Annotated in this window: 15 protein-coding genes and 2 tRNA genes; 13 read left to right on the top strand and 4 right to left on the bottom strand. The window is 67.1% G+C overall.

Annotated features, from left to right (window positions below; genetic code table 11):
• Window positions 1-150 precede the first annotated feature (150 nt).
• Window positions 151-1,407 carry a glycosyltransferase gene (locus WAL33_RS17400; protein WP_422182778.1) on the bottom strand — a complete coding sequence of 419 codons (1,257 nt, stop codon included), beginning with the start codon at window positions 1,405-1,407 and terminating at the stop codon, window positions 151-153.
• Window positions 1,408-1,754: 347 nt separating this feature from the next.
• On the opposite strand from WAL33_RS17400, the gene WAL33_RS17395 reads away from it, so the two are divergent.
• On the top strand, window positions 1,755-2,990 hold the full coding sequence (locus WAL33_RS17395) for a glycosyltransferase family 4 protein (protein ID WP_422182777.1): 1,236 nt from the start codon (window positions 1,755-1,757) through the stop codon (window positions 2,988-2,990).
• On the opposite strand, the gene WAL33_RS17390 is transcribed toward WAL33_RS17395, so the two are convergent.
• Entirely contained in the window at window positions 2,987-4,003 is a 1,017-nt protein-coding gene (locus WAL33_RS17390) for an LLM class flavin-dependent oxidoreductase (protein ID WP_422182776.1), read from the bottom strand. The genes WAL33_RS17395 and WAL33_RS17390 overlap by 4 nt on opposite strands.
• A 119-nt stretch (window positions 4,004-4,122) precedes the next feature.
• Here WAL33_RS17390 and WAL33_RS17385 point away from each other — a divergent pair, with 119 nt between their 5' ends.
• Together WAL33_RS17385 and WAL33_RS17380 are read left to right on the top strand one after the other, a co-directional pair.
• Window positions 4,123-4,428, top strand: a complete 306-nt coding sequence (locus WAL33_RS17385) for a UBP-type zinc finger domain-containing protein (protein ID WP_422182775.1) — start codon at window positions 4,123-4,125, stop codon at window positions 4,426-4,428.
• A 21-nt stretch (window positions 4,429-4,449) separates the two neighbouring features.
• Window positions 4,450-5,448, top strand: a complete 999-nt coding sequence (locus WAL33_RS17380) for a hypothetical protein (RefSeq protein ID WP_422182774.1) — start codon at window positions 4,450-4,452, stop codon at window positions 5,446-5,448.
• An 18-nt stretch (window positions 5,449-5,466) separates the two neighbouring features.
• Here the strand turns inward: WAL33_RS17380 and WAL33_RS17375 are convergent.
• Both WAL33_RS17375 and WAL33_RS17370 read right to left on the bottom strand, forming a co-directional pair.
• A tRNA-Asp gene (locus WAL33_RS17375) sits at window positions 5,467-5,543 on the bottom strand.
• A gap of 77 nt (window positions 5,544-5,620) precedes the next feature.
• Window positions 5,621-5,697: transfer RNA gene (locus WAL33_RS17370), tRNA-Asp, on the bottom strand.
• A gap of 311 nt (window positions 5,698-6,008) precedes the next feature.
• Between WAL33_RS17370 and WAL33_RS17365 the strand changes: the two genes are divergently transcribed.
• The 10 genes from WAL33_RS17365 to nuoG are packed head-to-tail and all read left to right on the top strand — an operon-like array spanning window position 6,009 to window position 13,777.
• Complete coding sequence (locus WAL33_RS17365) at window positions 6,009-6,386, top strand: NADH-quinone oxidoreductase subunit A (protein ID WP_035074791.1); 378 nt, start codon at window positions 6,009-6,011, stop codon at window positions 6,384-6,386.
• Window positions 6,356-6,973: a NuoB/complex I 20 kDa subunit family protein gene (locus WAL33_RS17360; protein ID WP_422182773.1), complete on the top strand. Its 618-nt coding sequence runs from the start codon at window positions 6,356-6,358 to the stop codon at window positions 6,971-6,973. The genes WAL33_RS17365 and WAL33_RS17360 overlap by 31 nt, the downstream gene beginning before the upstream one ends.
• Window positions 6,970-7,626, top strand: coding sequence for an NADH-quinone oxidoreductase subunit C (locus WAL33_RS17355; RefSeq protein WP_422182772.1), 657 nt, complete (start codon window positions 6,970-6,972; stop codon window positions 7,624-7,626). The genes WAL33_RS17360 and WAL33_RS17355 overlap by 4 nt, the downstream gene beginning before the upstream one ends.
• 5 nt (window positions 7,627-7,631) lie before the next feature.
• Entirely contained in the window at window positions 7,632-8,882 is a 1,251-nt protein-coding gene (locus WAL33_RS17350; protein ID WP_422182771.1) for an NADH-quinone oxidoreductase subunit D, read from the top strand.
• Complete coding sequence (locus WAL33_RS17345; RefSeq protein WP_422182770.1) at window positions 8,879-9,211, top strand: nuclear transport factor 2 family protein; 333 nt, start codon at window positions 8,879-8,881, stop codon at window positions 9,209-9,211. Before WAL33_RS17350 ends, WAL33_RS17345 begins: the two co-directional genes overlap by 4 nt.
• Window positions 9,208-9,894: an NADH-quinone oxidoreductase subunit NuoE gene (nuoE, locus tag WAL33_RS17340; protein ID WP_422182769.1), complete on the top strand. Its 687-nt coding sequence runs from the start codon at window positions 9,208-9,210 to the stop codon at window positions 9,892-9,894. The genes WAL33_RS17345 and nuoE overlap by 4 nt, the downstream gene beginning before the upstream one ends.
• Window positions 9,894-10,124: a hypothetical protein gene (locus tag WAL33_RS17335; protein WP_422182768.1), complete on the top strand. Its 231-nt coding sequence runs from the start codon at window positions 9,894-9,896 to the stop codon at window positions 10,122-10,124. Before nuoE ends, WAL33_RS17335 begins: the two co-directional genes overlap by 1 nt.
• Window positions 10,121-10,387 carry a hypothetical protein gene (locus tag WAL33_RS17330; protein ID WP_422182767.1) on the top strand — a complete coding sequence of 89 codons (267 nt, stop codon included), beginning with the start codon at window positions 10,121-10,123 and terminating at the stop codon, window positions 10,385-10,387. The genes WAL33_RS17335 and WAL33_RS17330 overlap by 4 nt, the downstream gene beginning before the upstream one ends.
• A gap of 3 nt (window positions 10,388-10,390) precedes the next feature.
• Window positions 10,391-11,710, top strand: coding sequence for an NADH-quinone oxidoreductase subunit NuoF (nuoF, locus tag WAL33_RS17325; protein ID WP_422182766.1), 1,320 nt, complete (start codon window positions 10,391-10,393; stop codon window positions 11,708-11,710).
• Window positions 11,711-11,716: 6 nt separating this feature from the next.
• The gene (gene nuoG, locus WAL33_RS17320) at window positions 11,717-13,777 is read left to right on the top strand and encodes an NADH-quinone oxidoreductase subunit NuoG (protein WP_422182765.1); all 2,061 of its coding nucleotides are present in this window, start codon (window positions 11,717-11,719) and stop codon (window positions 13,775-13,777) included.
• Window positions 13,778-13,780: the final 3 nt, after the last annotated feature.

The following is a 13,780-nucleotide window of genomic DNA, read 5'->3' as shown; positions in this document are numbered from 1 at the left end:
TAGCTCAGCGGTAGAGCGTCTCGTTTACACCGAGAGGGTCGGGGGTTCGATCCCCTCACCGCCCACCAAAATCGCGGCGCGGCATCCAGGCTTCGACCGGCGATGGACCTTCAGCGCCGCCGTCCGCACGGATCGGGCATGGCCGCCGTCCTAGCGCGCGGCAAGCCTCTCCAGAACCAGCGCCGCATCGCGCGCGGCCTCGTCGGCGCGGATCGCCGCGCCCAGAGTTTCGGCGGCGGCTCGGAACGCCGGTTCGTCCAGCAGGCGGCGCATGGCGGCGGCGATGACCTCCGTGCTCGCATCGGCCGGCAGGGTCAGGCCGGCGCCGCGATGGGCGATGCGGGCGGCGTTGTCGTGCTGGTCGCGGCCCATCGGGAGGCACAGCAGGGGCACGCCGGCCATCAACGGCCGCAGGGCCGAACCATGGCCTGCATGGGTGACGAACAGGGCGGCGTCCTTCAACAGCGCGCCGTGCGACGCGCTGGCGACGACGGCGACATTGGCGGGCGCGTCAAACTGCGCCGGATCGATCGCCGGGCCGGTGGTCACCACGCCGCGCACCGGCAATTGACCCAGAGCGGCGATGATCGCGCGCAGCGTCTGTTCCTGTGCCTGGTAGAGGCTGGAGAACGACACGACGACCAGCGGCGCCTCGCCGGGCGGGGGCGCGAACGGCCGAGCCCAGGCCGGGTCGGCCAGGTATGGACCCACATGGACGAAGGGCGCGGGCAGGGGCTCCGGCGCGAAGTCGAAGGCCTTGCTGGTGGCCAGCAAGATCGCCTTGGCGACGTCCAGTTGTTCGAACAGGTCGGCCAGGGCCGGCAGACCCAGGGCGGCGCGGGCCGCATTGAGGTCGGGCAGGCCGGCCTGGAAGAAGGTCCGGCTCATCTGGCCGACCATGGCGTGCATGGCCCGCTCCCCATCGTTGGCCGCCGGAAGCATGCCGGCCCCGAACGGCGGCGCGCCGGCCAGGGTCGGCAACGACCAGATGTTGGCGGCCAGCAGGGCCAGCGGCAGGCTCTTGGCCTCCGCCGCCGCCATCGGCCCCAGAAGCAGCTCCTGCGACACCACCACGTCCGGTGCGAAGGCGTCGATCGCCGCCAGGGTGTCGTGGGCGTAGGCGAGGGCGGGGCCGGCCATCACCCGATCGAGCAGGCGCTGGATCACCGCCAGCGGATTGTCGGCCTCGTGATCCTTCAGCCGGTCGTCGTCGGAGGTCTTGCCGGTCTGGAAGGGGGCGGTCGTCCAGGCGCAGAACGGCACGTCCAGGGCGGTGGCGTCAGGCGCGTTGCAAGGGTCGCTGAGGACCAGCACCGCATGGCCGCGCGCCGCCAGGTCGCGGGCGACCAGCAGCATGGGCTGCACATGGCCGCCGCCTTCCCAGGTGGTGAAGAGATACCGCGCCATCAGAGCCCTCGACCGCGTTTCGCATCGCCTGCCTACGCGGTCCAGACGCCCGGCGCCACCAGCGATCAAGACGATGGCCTTCCGTCAAATCCGCCGGGAAATCGACGGCGCGCGTTTCTGGTGAGCGTGCGCCCGAGGTTCTGGCCGCCGTCGAGCTTCTCGCGACAGTTTAACTACGTAGTGTCAACGCCCAGGTCGAAATGCTATTGCGCGAAGCCCTGTTGCGCCGCGGTGCGCTGCGACCGCTGGACAGCGGTTCAGCTTCGGAGGAACCTCCGTCCCCGTGAGTGTCTTAAGGCTCTGCGATCGTCTCGACGGGCGCGGCTGACAAGCGAGGTTCTGGCGTGATGGATTTGAGGTTTGACCCGCTCTCGGCGTTCAACGAGGCCGCAGAACCCCTGTTCAAGCCGGTCCGGTCCGGTGGCAAGCCGGTCAGACTGGTTGACACGACCATGCTCTACGCCCCCCGCAGCGGGGGCGTGCGACGCTATCTGAACTCCAAGCGGACGTGGATCGCGGCAAATCTGCCGCAGATACGGCACACCCTGGTGGTGCCCGGTCCGCGCGATGCGCACGACGGCCACGGTCGGGTTTCGATCTATGCGGCGCCTTTGCCGTTCGGCGACGGCTATCGCTGGCCCGTGGTCAAGAACGCCTGGATGGAGCGGCTGATTCGTCAGCGGCCGGACATCATCGAGGCCGGTGATCCCTACACGCCAGGTCTGGCGGCCCTGAAGGCCGGTGACGCCTTGGGCGTGCCGGTGGTCGGCTTCTGCCACACCGATCTGGGCGCCTTGGCGGCGCTGCATATCGGCGAATGGGCGGAAAAGCCGGTGCAGAAGCGCTGGGCGGCGATCTACAGCCAGTTCGACCAGGCCGTGGCCCCCAGCCAGTTTATCGCCGGCCGCCTGATCGAGGCGGGGGTCAAGAACGCCATCGGCCTCCCGCTAGGCGTCGACACCGAGATTTTCAACCCGCAGCGCGGCGACCGCGAGACCCTGCGTCGCCGGCTGGGCCTGACCAGCCGCCATCGGATCCTGGTGTTCGCCGGGCGGCCGGCCAAGGAAAAGAAGCTGGACGTGCTGGTCGAGGCGGTCGAACGCCTGGGCGACCCCTATGTGCTGCTGTTCGTGGGGGCGGGCGCCGGGGCGCCGTCCAGCGATCGGGTGATCTGCATGGACTATCAGCGCGATCCGCAGACCCTAGCGGCGGTGCTGGCCGGCTGCGACGCCTTCGTCCACGCCAACGACAACGAACCCTTTGGACTGATCGTGCTGGAGGCCATGGCCTGCGGCCTGCCGGTGATCGGCGTAGCGGCCGGCGGCGTAGCTGAGTCGGTGGACGAGACCGTCGGGGTCCTGGCCGCGGCCTCGGAGGCCCGCGCCTTCGCAGAGGCCATCGAGTCGGTGTTCGCGCGCGACGTCCGGGCCCTGGGCCGGGCCGCTCGACAGAGGGCCGAACTGCGCCACGGCTGGGACCCGGTGTTCCGCAAGCTGTCCGGAATCTACGGCCGGCTCACCGGCTGCGCCGCGTTCGGGGATCTGGCCGCCGCACCAGTCCCCGAACTGATCGGCCTGAACTAGGCGGCCGCCTTGGTCAGCTGGCCGCGCACATCCGCCAAGATCTCGTAGGACCGCCGGCGCGCCCCGTGGTCGTAGATCTGCGAGGCGGCCATCAGCTCGTCGGCGCCGGTGGCGTCCAGGACCTTCTGGACCTTGGCGCGGACCGTGTCGGGCGAGCCTATCGCCGAATAACGGAAGGTGTGGTCCAGCCCGGCGATCTCGGCCTCGGAGGCCACCTCGCGGATATCGTCGACCGGCGCGGGCAGCAGGCCGGGATTACCGCGCCTCAACGCCACGAACTGTTGCTGACTGGAGGTGAACAGGCGGCGCGCCTCGTCGTCGGTGTCGGCGGCGCAGACCCCGATGCAGACCAGCACATAGGGTTGGGCCAGGGCCGCCGATGGCTTGAAGGTCCGCCGATAGATGGCGATCGCCTCCATCAGCTGATCGGGCGCGAAGTGGGCGGCGAAGGCGAACGGCAGGCCCAGGGCGGCGGCCAGCTGAGCGCTGTAGGTGCTGGAGCCCAGCAGCCAGAGCGGCACGTCCTGGCCCTCGCCCGGCACGGCGCGTACGGCCTGACCCGGCTGGGCCGGCTGGAACCAGGCCTGCAGTTCGACGACGTCCTGGGCGAAGCTGTCGACCGCGCCCATGTAGCGGCGCAGGGCCCGCATGGTGGCCTGGTCCGTACCCGGTGCGCGGCCCAGGCCCAGGTCGATGCGTCCTGGATACAGGGCGGCCAAGGTGCCGAAGGCCTCGGCCACCATCAACGGGGCGTGGTTGGGCAGCATGACCCCGCCCGAGCCGACCCGGATCGTCGAGGTGCCGGCCGCCACGTGGCCGATGACCACGGCGGTCGCGGCGCTGGCGATGCCCGGCATGTTGTGGTGCTCGGCCAGCCAGTAGCGGTGATAGCCCAGTTGCTCGACGTGACGGGCAAGGTCCAGGCTGTTGTGAAGCGCCTGGCCAATACTGGTTCCTTGCGGAACGGGGGCTAGGTCGAGGACGGAAAAGGGCAGGGGATGGGCGTGCGACATGCATGCTAGATCGGAACGCGGAGGGTGAACCTCAAGACGGCAGGTTCATACTAGCCGCGCCGTGACGATCCGCGCACTAATCGCGATGTGAAGCCGTGCGGGCGGTGACGGAGACGGCCATGGCGCTGAAGTGCACCCATCTCGATCAGATCCAGGATGTGACGCCGGGAACCGCCGGCTGCGAGGAATGCCTGAAAACGGGCGATCGCTGGCTGCACCTGCGGCTCTGCCGGACTTGCGGGCATGTCGGCTGCTGCGATCAGTCCAAGAACAAGCACGCCACCAAGCACTTCAAGGCCACCGCCCACCCGATCATCGAGGGCTACGACCCGCCGGAAGGCTGGGGCTGGTGCTATGTCGACGAGGAGTTCTTCGAATTCGACGCGCCGACCCCGCATCCCGGGCCGATTCCGCGTTTCTATTGATCGAGCTTCGAGACCTTCGTCATGGGCAAGCCGAGCAAGATCCTCCTCCAGACCACCATTCAGACGGCCGCTGAAGACTGGTCGATCGCCCGGTTCTCGATGCTGGCGGACTATCTGGGGCAGCTTCGCGACCCTGACGGCGCGCCGGTCTTCGAGGTCGTGGCTCGCGACCGTGGACCGCTCGACAGGCCCGATCCGGTGTTGTCGGAGCTGGAGGAGTCGGATTTCGCGGCAATGTGGCTGTTCGCGGTCGATGTGGGCGACGGGCTCAGCGCTGAAGAGTGCACGGCCATCTCGCGGTTCCGAGCCCGTGGCGGCGGCCTGATGGTGACGCGCGACCATCAGGACCTGGGCAGCAGCGTCTGCACCTTGGGCGGGGTCGGGGCGGCGCATCACTTCCACAGCAAGAATCAGGACCCGGACGAATCACGTCGCCAGATCGACGACCCGTTCACGACCTACATCAGCTGGCCGAACTATCATTCCGGCGCAAACGGTGACTTCCAGACCATCAAAATCGTCGGCGACGTCCATCCCGTACTGAGCGACGCCGCCTCGGAAAGCGGCGCCATACGATTCCTGCCGTCGCATCCTCACGAAGGCGCGGTCGGCGCGCCGGCCGATGATCCGACCGCCCGGGTTATCGCCATGGGCGTCAGCAAAGTCACCGGCGCGGCCTTCAACCTGGCCGTGGCGTTCGAACCCTCGCCGGATGGCGGCCCCGCGATGGCCCAATCCACCTTCCATCACTTCGCCGACTACAACTGGAATCCCGCCGTCGGCGCGCCCAGGTTCGTCTCCGAACCGCCCGGCGAGGCCCTGGCGCGCTCGCCACAGGCTCGGCGCGACGTCAGGCTCTATGCGCGCAACTTGGCGCTCTGGCTGGCGGGACAGCCCGTCGATAGGCCCGTGCACGACGCCGTGCTGGATGGCCTGCATCAGGACATGGTGCTGGATGAGGAACTGGAGGAAAGCTTTCCGGCCAGCGATCCGCCGGCGGCTACGCGTCGTGGCGGCTGATCTGCAAGGGAAGGGAAGTGGCGCGAATGACGGGACTTGAACCCGCGACCTCCGGCGTGACAGGCCGGCGCTCTAACCAACTGAGCTACATCCGCGTCGGGCGCGAACAGATGTCCGGCGCGGTCATTCCATGGGCCGGCCTGGCGGTGGGAAGCAGCCAACTTCAGGGAAGTGGCGCGAATGACGGGACTTGAACCCGCGACCTCCGGCGTGACAGGCCGGCGCTCTAACCAACTGAGCTACATCCGCATCAGGCTCCGCCGAAGCGAAGTGCGACCCGCCGTGCGGCGAGGGGCGTCTGATATGTCGGGCCGATGGGCGTGTCAACGGCCATATCGAAGAAGCGACAAAAGGCGGCCGGGGCGTGCGGGATTTCGTCCGGACCGGCCAAAAAGCAACAATCTGACGTGCCGTTCGCGATGAGCACGGCGGTGTCCATTTTTGGCAGACCGTCGTTAGGTAAACTCGACCTAGTTGCGATCGTTTCTCAATGTGTCGCAGGTGTTTGAAGCGTCGGCGGCAGTAAGATACAACCCGCTCGATTCAAGCCAAGGGCTGTCATGAACGCCTTCCTTCTCCAGTATCTGCCGATCGTGATCTTCCTAGGGATCGCGGCGGTCATCGGCATCGCCTTCATCCTTGCCGCTGCAGTGCTCGCGCCCAAGGCGCCGGACCCGGAAAAGCTGTCCGCCTACGAATGCGGCTTCAACGCTTTTGACGACGCGCGCATGAAGTTCGACGTCCGGTTCTACCTGGTCTCGATCCTGTTCATCATTTTCGACCTGGAAGTGGCCTTCCTGTTCCCATGGGCGGTCTCGCTGATGAAGCTGCCCCATGACGTGGCCGCCTTCGCCTTCTGGTCGATGATGGTCTTCCTGGGCGTTCTGACCGTCGGCTTCATCTACGAATGGAAGAAGGGCGCCCTCGAATGGGAGTGATCGTTCCCCCCGCCGGTTCGGCGCCCAGCTCCTCGCTCCTTCCGGCCGGCTCGGCCGCGCGGTCGACGGTGCAGGGCTATGACCCCAAGCTGCACGACCCCTATTTCGACGGTCTGTCGGGCCAACTGGCCGACAAGGGCTTCGTCATGGCGGCCGCCGACGACCTGATCACCTGGGCGCGCACCGGCTCGCTGATGTGGATGACGTTCGGCCTGGCCTGTTGCGCCGTCGAGATGATGCACGCGGCCATGCCGCGCTACGACCTGGAGCGCTACGGCTTCGCGCCGCGCGCCAGCCCGCGCCAGTCGGACGTGATGATCGTCGCCGGCACCCTGACCAACAAGATGGCTCCGGCTCTGCGCAAGGTCTATGACCAGATGCCCGAGCCGCGCTACGTCATCTCGATGGGCAGCTGCGCCAACGGCGGCGGCTACTATTATTACAGCTACAGCGTCGTGCGCGGCTGCGACCGGATCGTGCCCATCGACATCTATGTCCCCGGCTGCCCGCCCACCGCCGAGGCCCTGGTCTATGGCGTGCTGCAGTTGCAGAAGAAGATCCGTCGCACGGGGACGATCGAGCGATGACCGACGTTGTTTCCACCGAAGCGCCGGCCTCCGAGCCGACTTTGTCGCCGCTCGAGTCGCTGGGCCAGGCGATCGTCGCCAATTCGACCGGCGCGATCACCGCCTATCATGTGGCGTTCGGCGAGCTGAACCTGCTGGGCCCAGCCAATCGGGTCGTCCAGGCGCTGACCTATCTGCGCGACCACCCCGACTACCGCTTCCATCAGCTGGTGGACCTGACGGGCGTCGACTATCCGGAGCGCGAGCGCCGGTTCGACGTGGTCTATCACCTGCTGTCGCTGGTGAAGAACCATCGCGTGCGCTTCAAGGTCCAGACCGACGAGGACACCGCCGTTCCCAGCGTCACCCCGGTGTTCCCGGTGGCGGACTGGTTCGAGCGCGAAGCCTTCGACATGTACGGGATCTTCTTCGACGGTCACCCCGACCTGCGCCGGATTCTGACCGACTACGGCTTCCACGGCCATCCGCTGCGGAAGGACTTCCCGATGACGGGTTATGTCGAGGTCCGTTATGACGACGAGCTGAAGCGCGTGGTCTACGAGCCCGTGAAGATCACCGAGTTCCGCGCCTTCGACTTCCTGTCTCCGTGGGAGGGCGCCAAGTACGCCCTGCCGGGCGACGAGAAGGCCGAGAAGCGGGCAGGGGACGCGTAAGAGTCATGACTGGTTCCAACTCCCCCGCCGCGGCGACCGACTTCTTCCACGACACACCGTCGCTGCCGGCCGTGCCGGAAACCCCGGTGCGCAAGTTCAACATCAACTTCGGTCCGCAACACCCGGCCGCGCACGGCGTGCTGCGCCTGGTGCTGGAGCTGGACGGCGAGATCGTCGAACGCGTCGATCCGCACATCGGCCTGCTGCATCGCGGCACCGAAAAGCTGATGGAGGCCCGCACCTACCTCCAGAACATCCCGTACTTCGACCGCCTCGACTACGTGGCGCCGATGAACCAGGAACATGCGTTCTGCCTGGCCATCGAGAAGCTGCTGGGCGTGGACGTGCCGATGCGCGGCAGCCTGATCCGCGTGCTGTTCTGCGAGATCGGCCGGGTGCTGAACCACCTGCTGAACGTGACGACCCAGGCCATGGACGTCGGCGCCCTGACGCCGCCGCTCTGGGGCTTCGAGGAACGCGAGAAGCTGATGGTGTTCTACGAGCGCGCCTGCGGCGCTCGCCTGCACGCCAACTACTTCCGCCCGGGCGGCGTCCACCAGGACCTGACCCCGGCGCTGATCGACGACATCGAGAAGTGGGCCAAGGCCTTCCCGAAGATCTGCGACGACATCGAAGGCCTGATCACCGACAACCGCATCTTCAAGCAGCGCAACGTCGACATCGGCGTGGTGACCAAGGAAGATGCGCTGGCCTGGGGCTTCTCGGGCGTGATGGTGCGCGGCTCGGGCATCGCCTGGGACCTGCGTCGCAACCAGCCCTACGAGTGCTACAACGACTTCGAGTTCGACATCCCGCTGGGCAAGAACGGCGACTGCTATGATCGCTATCTGTGCCGCATGCAGGAGATGCGCGAGTCGACCAAGATCATCCTGCAGGCCATCACCAAGCTGCGCGCCACGCCCGGTCCGGTGATGACGCAGGACAACAAGGTCAGCCCGCCGCGCCGCGCCGAGATGAAGCGGTCGATGGAAGCCCTGATCCACCACTTCAAGCTCTACACCGAAGGCTTCCGCACGCCGGAAGGCGAGGTCTACGCCTCGGTGGAAGCGCCGAAGGGTGAGTTCGGCGTCTTCCTGGTGTCGAACGGCACCAACAAGCCGTACCGCTGCAAGATCAAGGCGCCCGGCTTCTCGCACCTGGCGGCGATGGACTGGATGAACCGCGGCCACCAGCTGGCCGACGTTTCGGCCATCCTGGGCTCGCTCGACATCGTGTTCGGCGAGGTCGACCGGTGAGCCTCGAAGCCATCGCTCAAGCCCAGCTGGACGCCTACAACGCCCAGGACCTGGACGCCCACTGCGCCCATTTCGCCGATGACGTGGTCGTCGGCGGCCTGAACGGCGACGTGGCCCGGACCGGCATCGAGGCCTATCGCGCCTTCTATGCCAAGACCTTCGCCGACTTCCCGGGCAACAAGGCCGAACTGGTCAACCGCATCGTGGTGGGCGCCAACGTGATCGATCACGAGCGCGTCGACCGCGGCAACGGCGATCCGACCTTCGAGGTCGCCGCCATCTACACCTTCAAGGGCGACAAGATCGCCCGCGTGGATTTCGCACGATGAGCGTCCGTCGTTTAGCCAAGGAACAGCCCGCCAGCTTCGCCTTCTCGAAGGACAGCCAGGCCAAGGCCGATTGGTGGAAAGCCAAATATCCCGCTGAGCGCAAGCAGTCGGCGGTGATCCCGATGCTGTGGCTGGCCCAGAAGCAGGAAGGCTGGGTGTCCGAGCCCGCCATCCAGGAGATCGCCAAGCAGCTGGCGATGCCGGTCATCCGCGTGCTGGAGGTCGCCACCTTCTACGTGATGTTCCAGCTGCAACCGGTCGGCAAGGTCGCCTTCGTCCAGCTGTGCGGCACCACGCCGTGCCAGCTGCGCGGCGCGCTGGACCTGAAGGCCGTGCTGAAGGCCAAGATCGGCGAAGCCAACGACGTCTCGGCCGACGGCAAGTTCAGCTGGGAAGAGGTCGAGTGCCTGGGCGCCTGCTGCAACGCGCCGATGGCCGCCATCAACGACTATTACTACGAGGACCTGACGCCGGAGAGCCTGGCCCAGATCCTCGACGACTTCGCCGCCGGCAAGTCGCCCCAGCCGGGCAGCTATGACGGCCGCGGCGCGTCGGAGCCGAAGGGCAAGATCCAGACCCTGACGGACAGCAAGCTGTACGACGGCTCGCTGGCCAAGAGGATCAAGATCCCGAACCTGCCCGAGAAGCCGAAGAAGGCTCCGAAGACCGAGCCGGCCGCCTGATGCAGCAAGCCGACGCCATCCAGAAGAAGCGCCTGACCACGATGTTCGCCATCGACGTGGTCTGCTTCGTGCTGGCCGGCGCGGCGGTCATCGGCTACGTCGCCGCGGGCGTCGGCTGGCTGGCGCCGGTGTTCATCGGCGCCATCGCCGTCGGGCTGGGCGCGCAGATCTGGTTCATCCTGGGATGGATGAAGGCCGCCAAGCAAGACCAGGAGGGCAAGCCGTCGTGACCGACGATTCCGAACTCCTGTCCCAGCGCGTGGCCTATGTGAAGGCCATCCGTGGTCTTTACCGCAACGAGCGCATCGCCGGCCTTGTCGGCTGCCTGATCGGGGCGGCGCTCCTGATCTGGGGGCGGCAGGTCGTCGGAGCGCCCGCCTGGGCCGTTCCCGTCGCTTTCCTGGTGATAGGCGCCGCCTGGTCGCTTTTCGCCTATGTCATCATTCGTCGGACGCGCTATGTGCGCGCCCATCCATTCGATCCGCAAAGCTGAGTCATGGTCGGTATCCTCGAAGACAAGGACCGCATCTTCACCAACCTCTACGGTCTCCATGATTGGGGCCTGGAAGGTGCGAAGAAGCGCGGCTGCTGGAATGGCACCAAGGACATCCTGGACGCGGGTCGCGACTGGATCATCGACAACATGAAGAACTCTGGCCTGCGCGGCCGGGGCGGGGCGGGCTTCGGCACCGGCCTGAAGTGGTCGTTCATGCCCAAGGAAGTGAAGGACGGTCGTCCGCACTACCTGGTCGTCAACGCCGACGAGTCCGAGCCGGGCACCTGCAAGGACCGGGAGATCATGCGGCATGACCCGCACCTCCTGATCGAGGGCTGCCTGATCGCCTCGCGCGCCATGCTGGCCAACGCCTGCTACATCTACATCCGCGGCGAATACGTCCGTGAGCGCGAAGTGCTGGAAGCCGCCATCAAGCAGGCCTACGAGGCCAAGCTGATCGGCAAGAACAACGTCCACGGCTGGGACTTCGACCTCTACGTCCACCACGGCGCCGGCGCCTATATCTGCGGCGAAGAGACGGCTCTCCTGGAAAGCCTGGAAGGCAAGAAGGGCCAGCCGCGCCTGAAGCCGCCGTTCCCGGCCGGCGCGGGCCTCTACGGCATGCCGACCACGGTCAACAACGTCGAGAGCATCGCCGTCGCCGGCACGATCCTGCGTCGCGGCGCGGCCTGGTTCACCGGCTTTGGCCGCCCCAACAACGCTGGCACCAAGCTGTTCTGCGTCTCGGGCCACGTGAACCTGCCCTGCAACGTCGAAGAAGCCATGAGCATCCCGTTCCGCCAGCTGATCGAGGATCACTGCGGCGGCGTTCGCGGCGGCTGGGGCAACCTCAAGGCCGTGATCCCGGGCGGCGCCTCAGTGCCGATGATTCCGGCCGAGCAGTGCGAAGACCTGCCGATGGACTTCGACGCCCTGCGCGCCCTGAAGTCGGGCCTGGGCACCGCGGCCGTCATGGTCATGGACAAGGACACCGATCTGGTCCGCGCCATCGCCCGCCTTAGCTATTTCTACAAACACGAGAGCTGCGGCCAGTGCACGCCGTGCCGCGAAGGCACCGGCTGGATGTGGCGGGTCATGGAGCGCATGGCCACCGGCGAGGCCGATCCCAAAGAGATCGACACCCTGCTGGACGTCACGACCCAGGTCGAGGGTCACACCATCTGCGCCCTGGGCGACGCGGCCGCCTGGCCGATCCAGGGCCTGTTCCGTCACTTCCGCCACGAGGTGGAGGACCGGATCGCATCCTATCGTAGCGGTCGCCTGCACGTGCAGGGCGCCAAGCTGATCGCGGCGGAGTAAACGATTATGGCAATCGCCAAGGTCAACGGCGTCGAGGTCGAGTTCGAGCCCGGCATGACGGTTCTGCAGGTCGCGGAACTGGCTGGGGAAGAGATTCCGCGCTTCTGCTATCACGAGCGTCTCAGCATCGCCGGCAACTGCCGCATGTGCCTGGTCGAGGTGAAGCCCGGTCCGCCCAAGCCGCAGGCGTCTTGCGCCCTGCCGGCCGCCGAGGGCCAGGAGATCTTCACCAAGACTCCGATGGTCAAGAAGGCCCGCGAAGGGGTGATGGAGTTTCTGCTCATCAACCACCCGCTGGATTGCCCGATCTGCGACCAGGGCGGCGAGTGCGATCTGCAGGACCAGGCCATGGGCTATGGCCGCGACGACAGCCGCTATGAAGAGAACAAGCGCGCGGTCGAAGAAAAGGCCATGGGCCCGCTCATCAAGACCGTGATGACCCGCTGCATCCAGTGCACGCGCTGCGTCCGCTTCATCACCGAAGTCGCCGGCTCGCCGGAGATCGGTCTGATATCGCGCGGCGAAGACGTCGAAATCACGACCTATCTGGGTGCGGCGGTGACGTCGGAGCTCAGCGCCAACGTCATCGACCTGTGCCCGGTCGGCGCCCTGACCTCCAAGCCGTACGCCTTCGAGGCGCGGCCCTGGGAGCTGAAGAAGACCGAGAGCATCGACGTCATGGACGCCCTGGGTTCGGCCATTCGCGTCGACGCCCGCGGCGCCGCGGTTCTGCGCGTGCTGCCGCGCGTCAACGAGGACGTCAACGAAGAGTGGATCAGCGACAAGACGCGCTACGCCGTGGACGGCCTGCAGCGCCAACGCCTGGACCGTCCGTACGTCCGCGTCGGCGGCAAGCTGCAGCCCGCCTCGTGGGCCCAGGCCTTCGCCACCGTAGCCGCCAAGATCAAGGCCGCTCCGGCTGACCGCATCGGCGTGATCGCCGGCGACCTGCAGGACGCCGAAAGCCTGAAGGCGACCAAGGACCTGTTCACCGCCCTGGGCGTCAAAAACCTCGACGCCCGTCAGGATGGCTCGGCCTTGGGCCAGGGTCCGCGCGAGAGCTGGCTGTTCAACTCGACGATCGCCGGCATCGAGAACGCCGACGTGGTGCTGTTCGTCGGCGCCAATCCGCGTCTGGAGGCTCCGGTCCTCAACACCCGGTTCCGCAAGCAGTGGATCGCCGGCAAGACCCGCTTCGGCGTGATCGGCGAACAGGCCGACCTGACCTTCGACTACGACTATCTCGGCGCCGGGACCCAGACCTTGTCGGGCCTGGCCAAGAGCAAGAGCGACTTCGTCACCGCCCTGAAGAACGCCCAGCGTCCGGCGATCATCATCGGCCAGGGCGCGCTCAGCCGCGCCGACGGCGCCGCCGTGCTGAAGGCCGCCGCCGCCGTGGCCAAGACCTTCGGCGTGGTGCGTGACGGCTGGAACGGCTGGAACGTGCTGCACACCGCCGCCGCCCGCGTGGCCGGCCTGGACCTGGGCTTCACGCCGGGCGAGGGCGGTCTGTCGACGTCGCAGATGCTGAAGCCCGGCGCGCTGGACGTGCTGTTCCTGCTGGGCGCCGACGAGTGCGAAACCGCAGCCTCGGACGCCTTCAAGATCTATCTGGGCACCCACGGCGACGCCGGCGCCCACAAGGCGGACGTCATCCTGCCGGGCGCGGCCTACACCGAAAAGAACGGCCTCTATGTGAACACCGAAGGTCGCGTCCAGATGGGCGAACGGGCGGTGTTCCCCAAGGGCGACGCCAAGGAAGACTGGTCGATCCTGCGGGCCCTGTCCGAGCACCTGGGCGCCAAGCTGCCCTATGACAGCCTGGACCAGCTGCGCGCCAAGCTGTTCGCCGACCACCCGACCTTCGGCCAGATCGACTTCGCGCCGGGCTCGATCCCGACCGCGTTCGACCTGTCGGGCCTGGGCGGCGCGGGCGAGCTCTCGGACGCCCCGTTCGAAAGCCCGATCAAGGCCTTCCACCTGACCAACCCCATCGCGCGCGCCAGCGTGACCATGGCCGAATGCGCGGCCACGGTCTCCGGCGCCGCCAAGATCGCGGCGGAGTAGGCC

Origin of the sequence: Caulobacter sp. (assembly GCF_049283275.1) — a bacterium.
Classification (GTDB): domain Bacteria; phylum Pseudomonadota; class Alphaproteobacteria; order Caulobacterales; family Caulobacteraceae; genus Caulobacter.
The sequence above is the reverse complement of the archived record's forward strand: the minus strand, read 5'-3'. Positions and strand labels throughout refer to the sequence as shown.

Coding starts and splice junctions, on each gene's coding strand:
- WAL33_RS17400 (WP_422182778.1), bottom strand. CDS start 1,407: ATGGCGCGGTATCTCTTCACCACCTGGGAAGGCGGCGGCCATGTGCAG.
- WAL33_RS17395 (WP_422182777.1), top strand. CDS start 1,755: ATGGATTTGAGGTTTGACCCGCTCTCGGCGTTCAACGAGGCCGCAGAA.
- WAL33_RS17390 (WP_422182776.1), bottom strand. CDS start 4,003: ATGTCGCACGCCCATCCCCTGCCCTTTTCCGTCCTCGACCTAGCCCCC.
- WAL33_RS17385 (WP_422182775.1), top strand. CDS start 4,123: ATGGCGCTGAAGTGCACCCATCTCGATCAGATCCAGGATGTGACGCCG.
- WAL33_RS17380 (WP_422182774.1), top strand. CDS start 4,450: ATGGGCAAGCCGAGCAAGATCCTCCTCCAGACCACCATTCAGACGGCC.
- WAL33_RS17365 (WP_035074791.1), top strand. CDS start 6,009: ATGAACGCCTTCCTTCTCCAGTATCTGCCGATCGTGATCTTCCTAGGG.
- WAL33_RS17360 (WP_422182773.1), top strand. CDS start 6,356: ATGGAAGAAGGGCGCCCTCGAATGGGAGTGATCGTTCCCCCCGCCGGT.
- WAL33_RS17355 (WP_422182772.1), top strand. CDS start 6,970: ATGACCGACGTTGTTTCCACCGAAGCGCCGGCCTCCGAGCCGACTTTG.
- WAL33_RS17350 (WP_422182771.1), top strand. CDS start 7,632: ATGACTGGTTCCAACTCCCCCGCCGCGGCGACCGACTTCTTCCACGAC.
- nuoE (WP_422182769.1), top strand. CDS start 9,208: ATGAGCGTCCGTCGTTTAGCCAAGGAACAGCCCGCCAGCTTCGCCTTC.
- WAL33_RS17335 (WP_422182768.1), top strand. CDS start 9,894: ATGCAGCAAGCCGACGCCATCCAGAAGAAGCGCCTGACCACGATGTTC.
- nuoF (WP_422182766.1), top strand. CDS start 10,391: ATGGTCGGTATCCTCGAAGACAAGGACCGCATCTTCACCAACCTCTAC.
- nuoG (WP_422182765.1), top strand. CDS start 11,717: ATGGCAATCGCCAAGGTCAACGGCGTCGAGGTCGAGTTCGAGCCCGGC.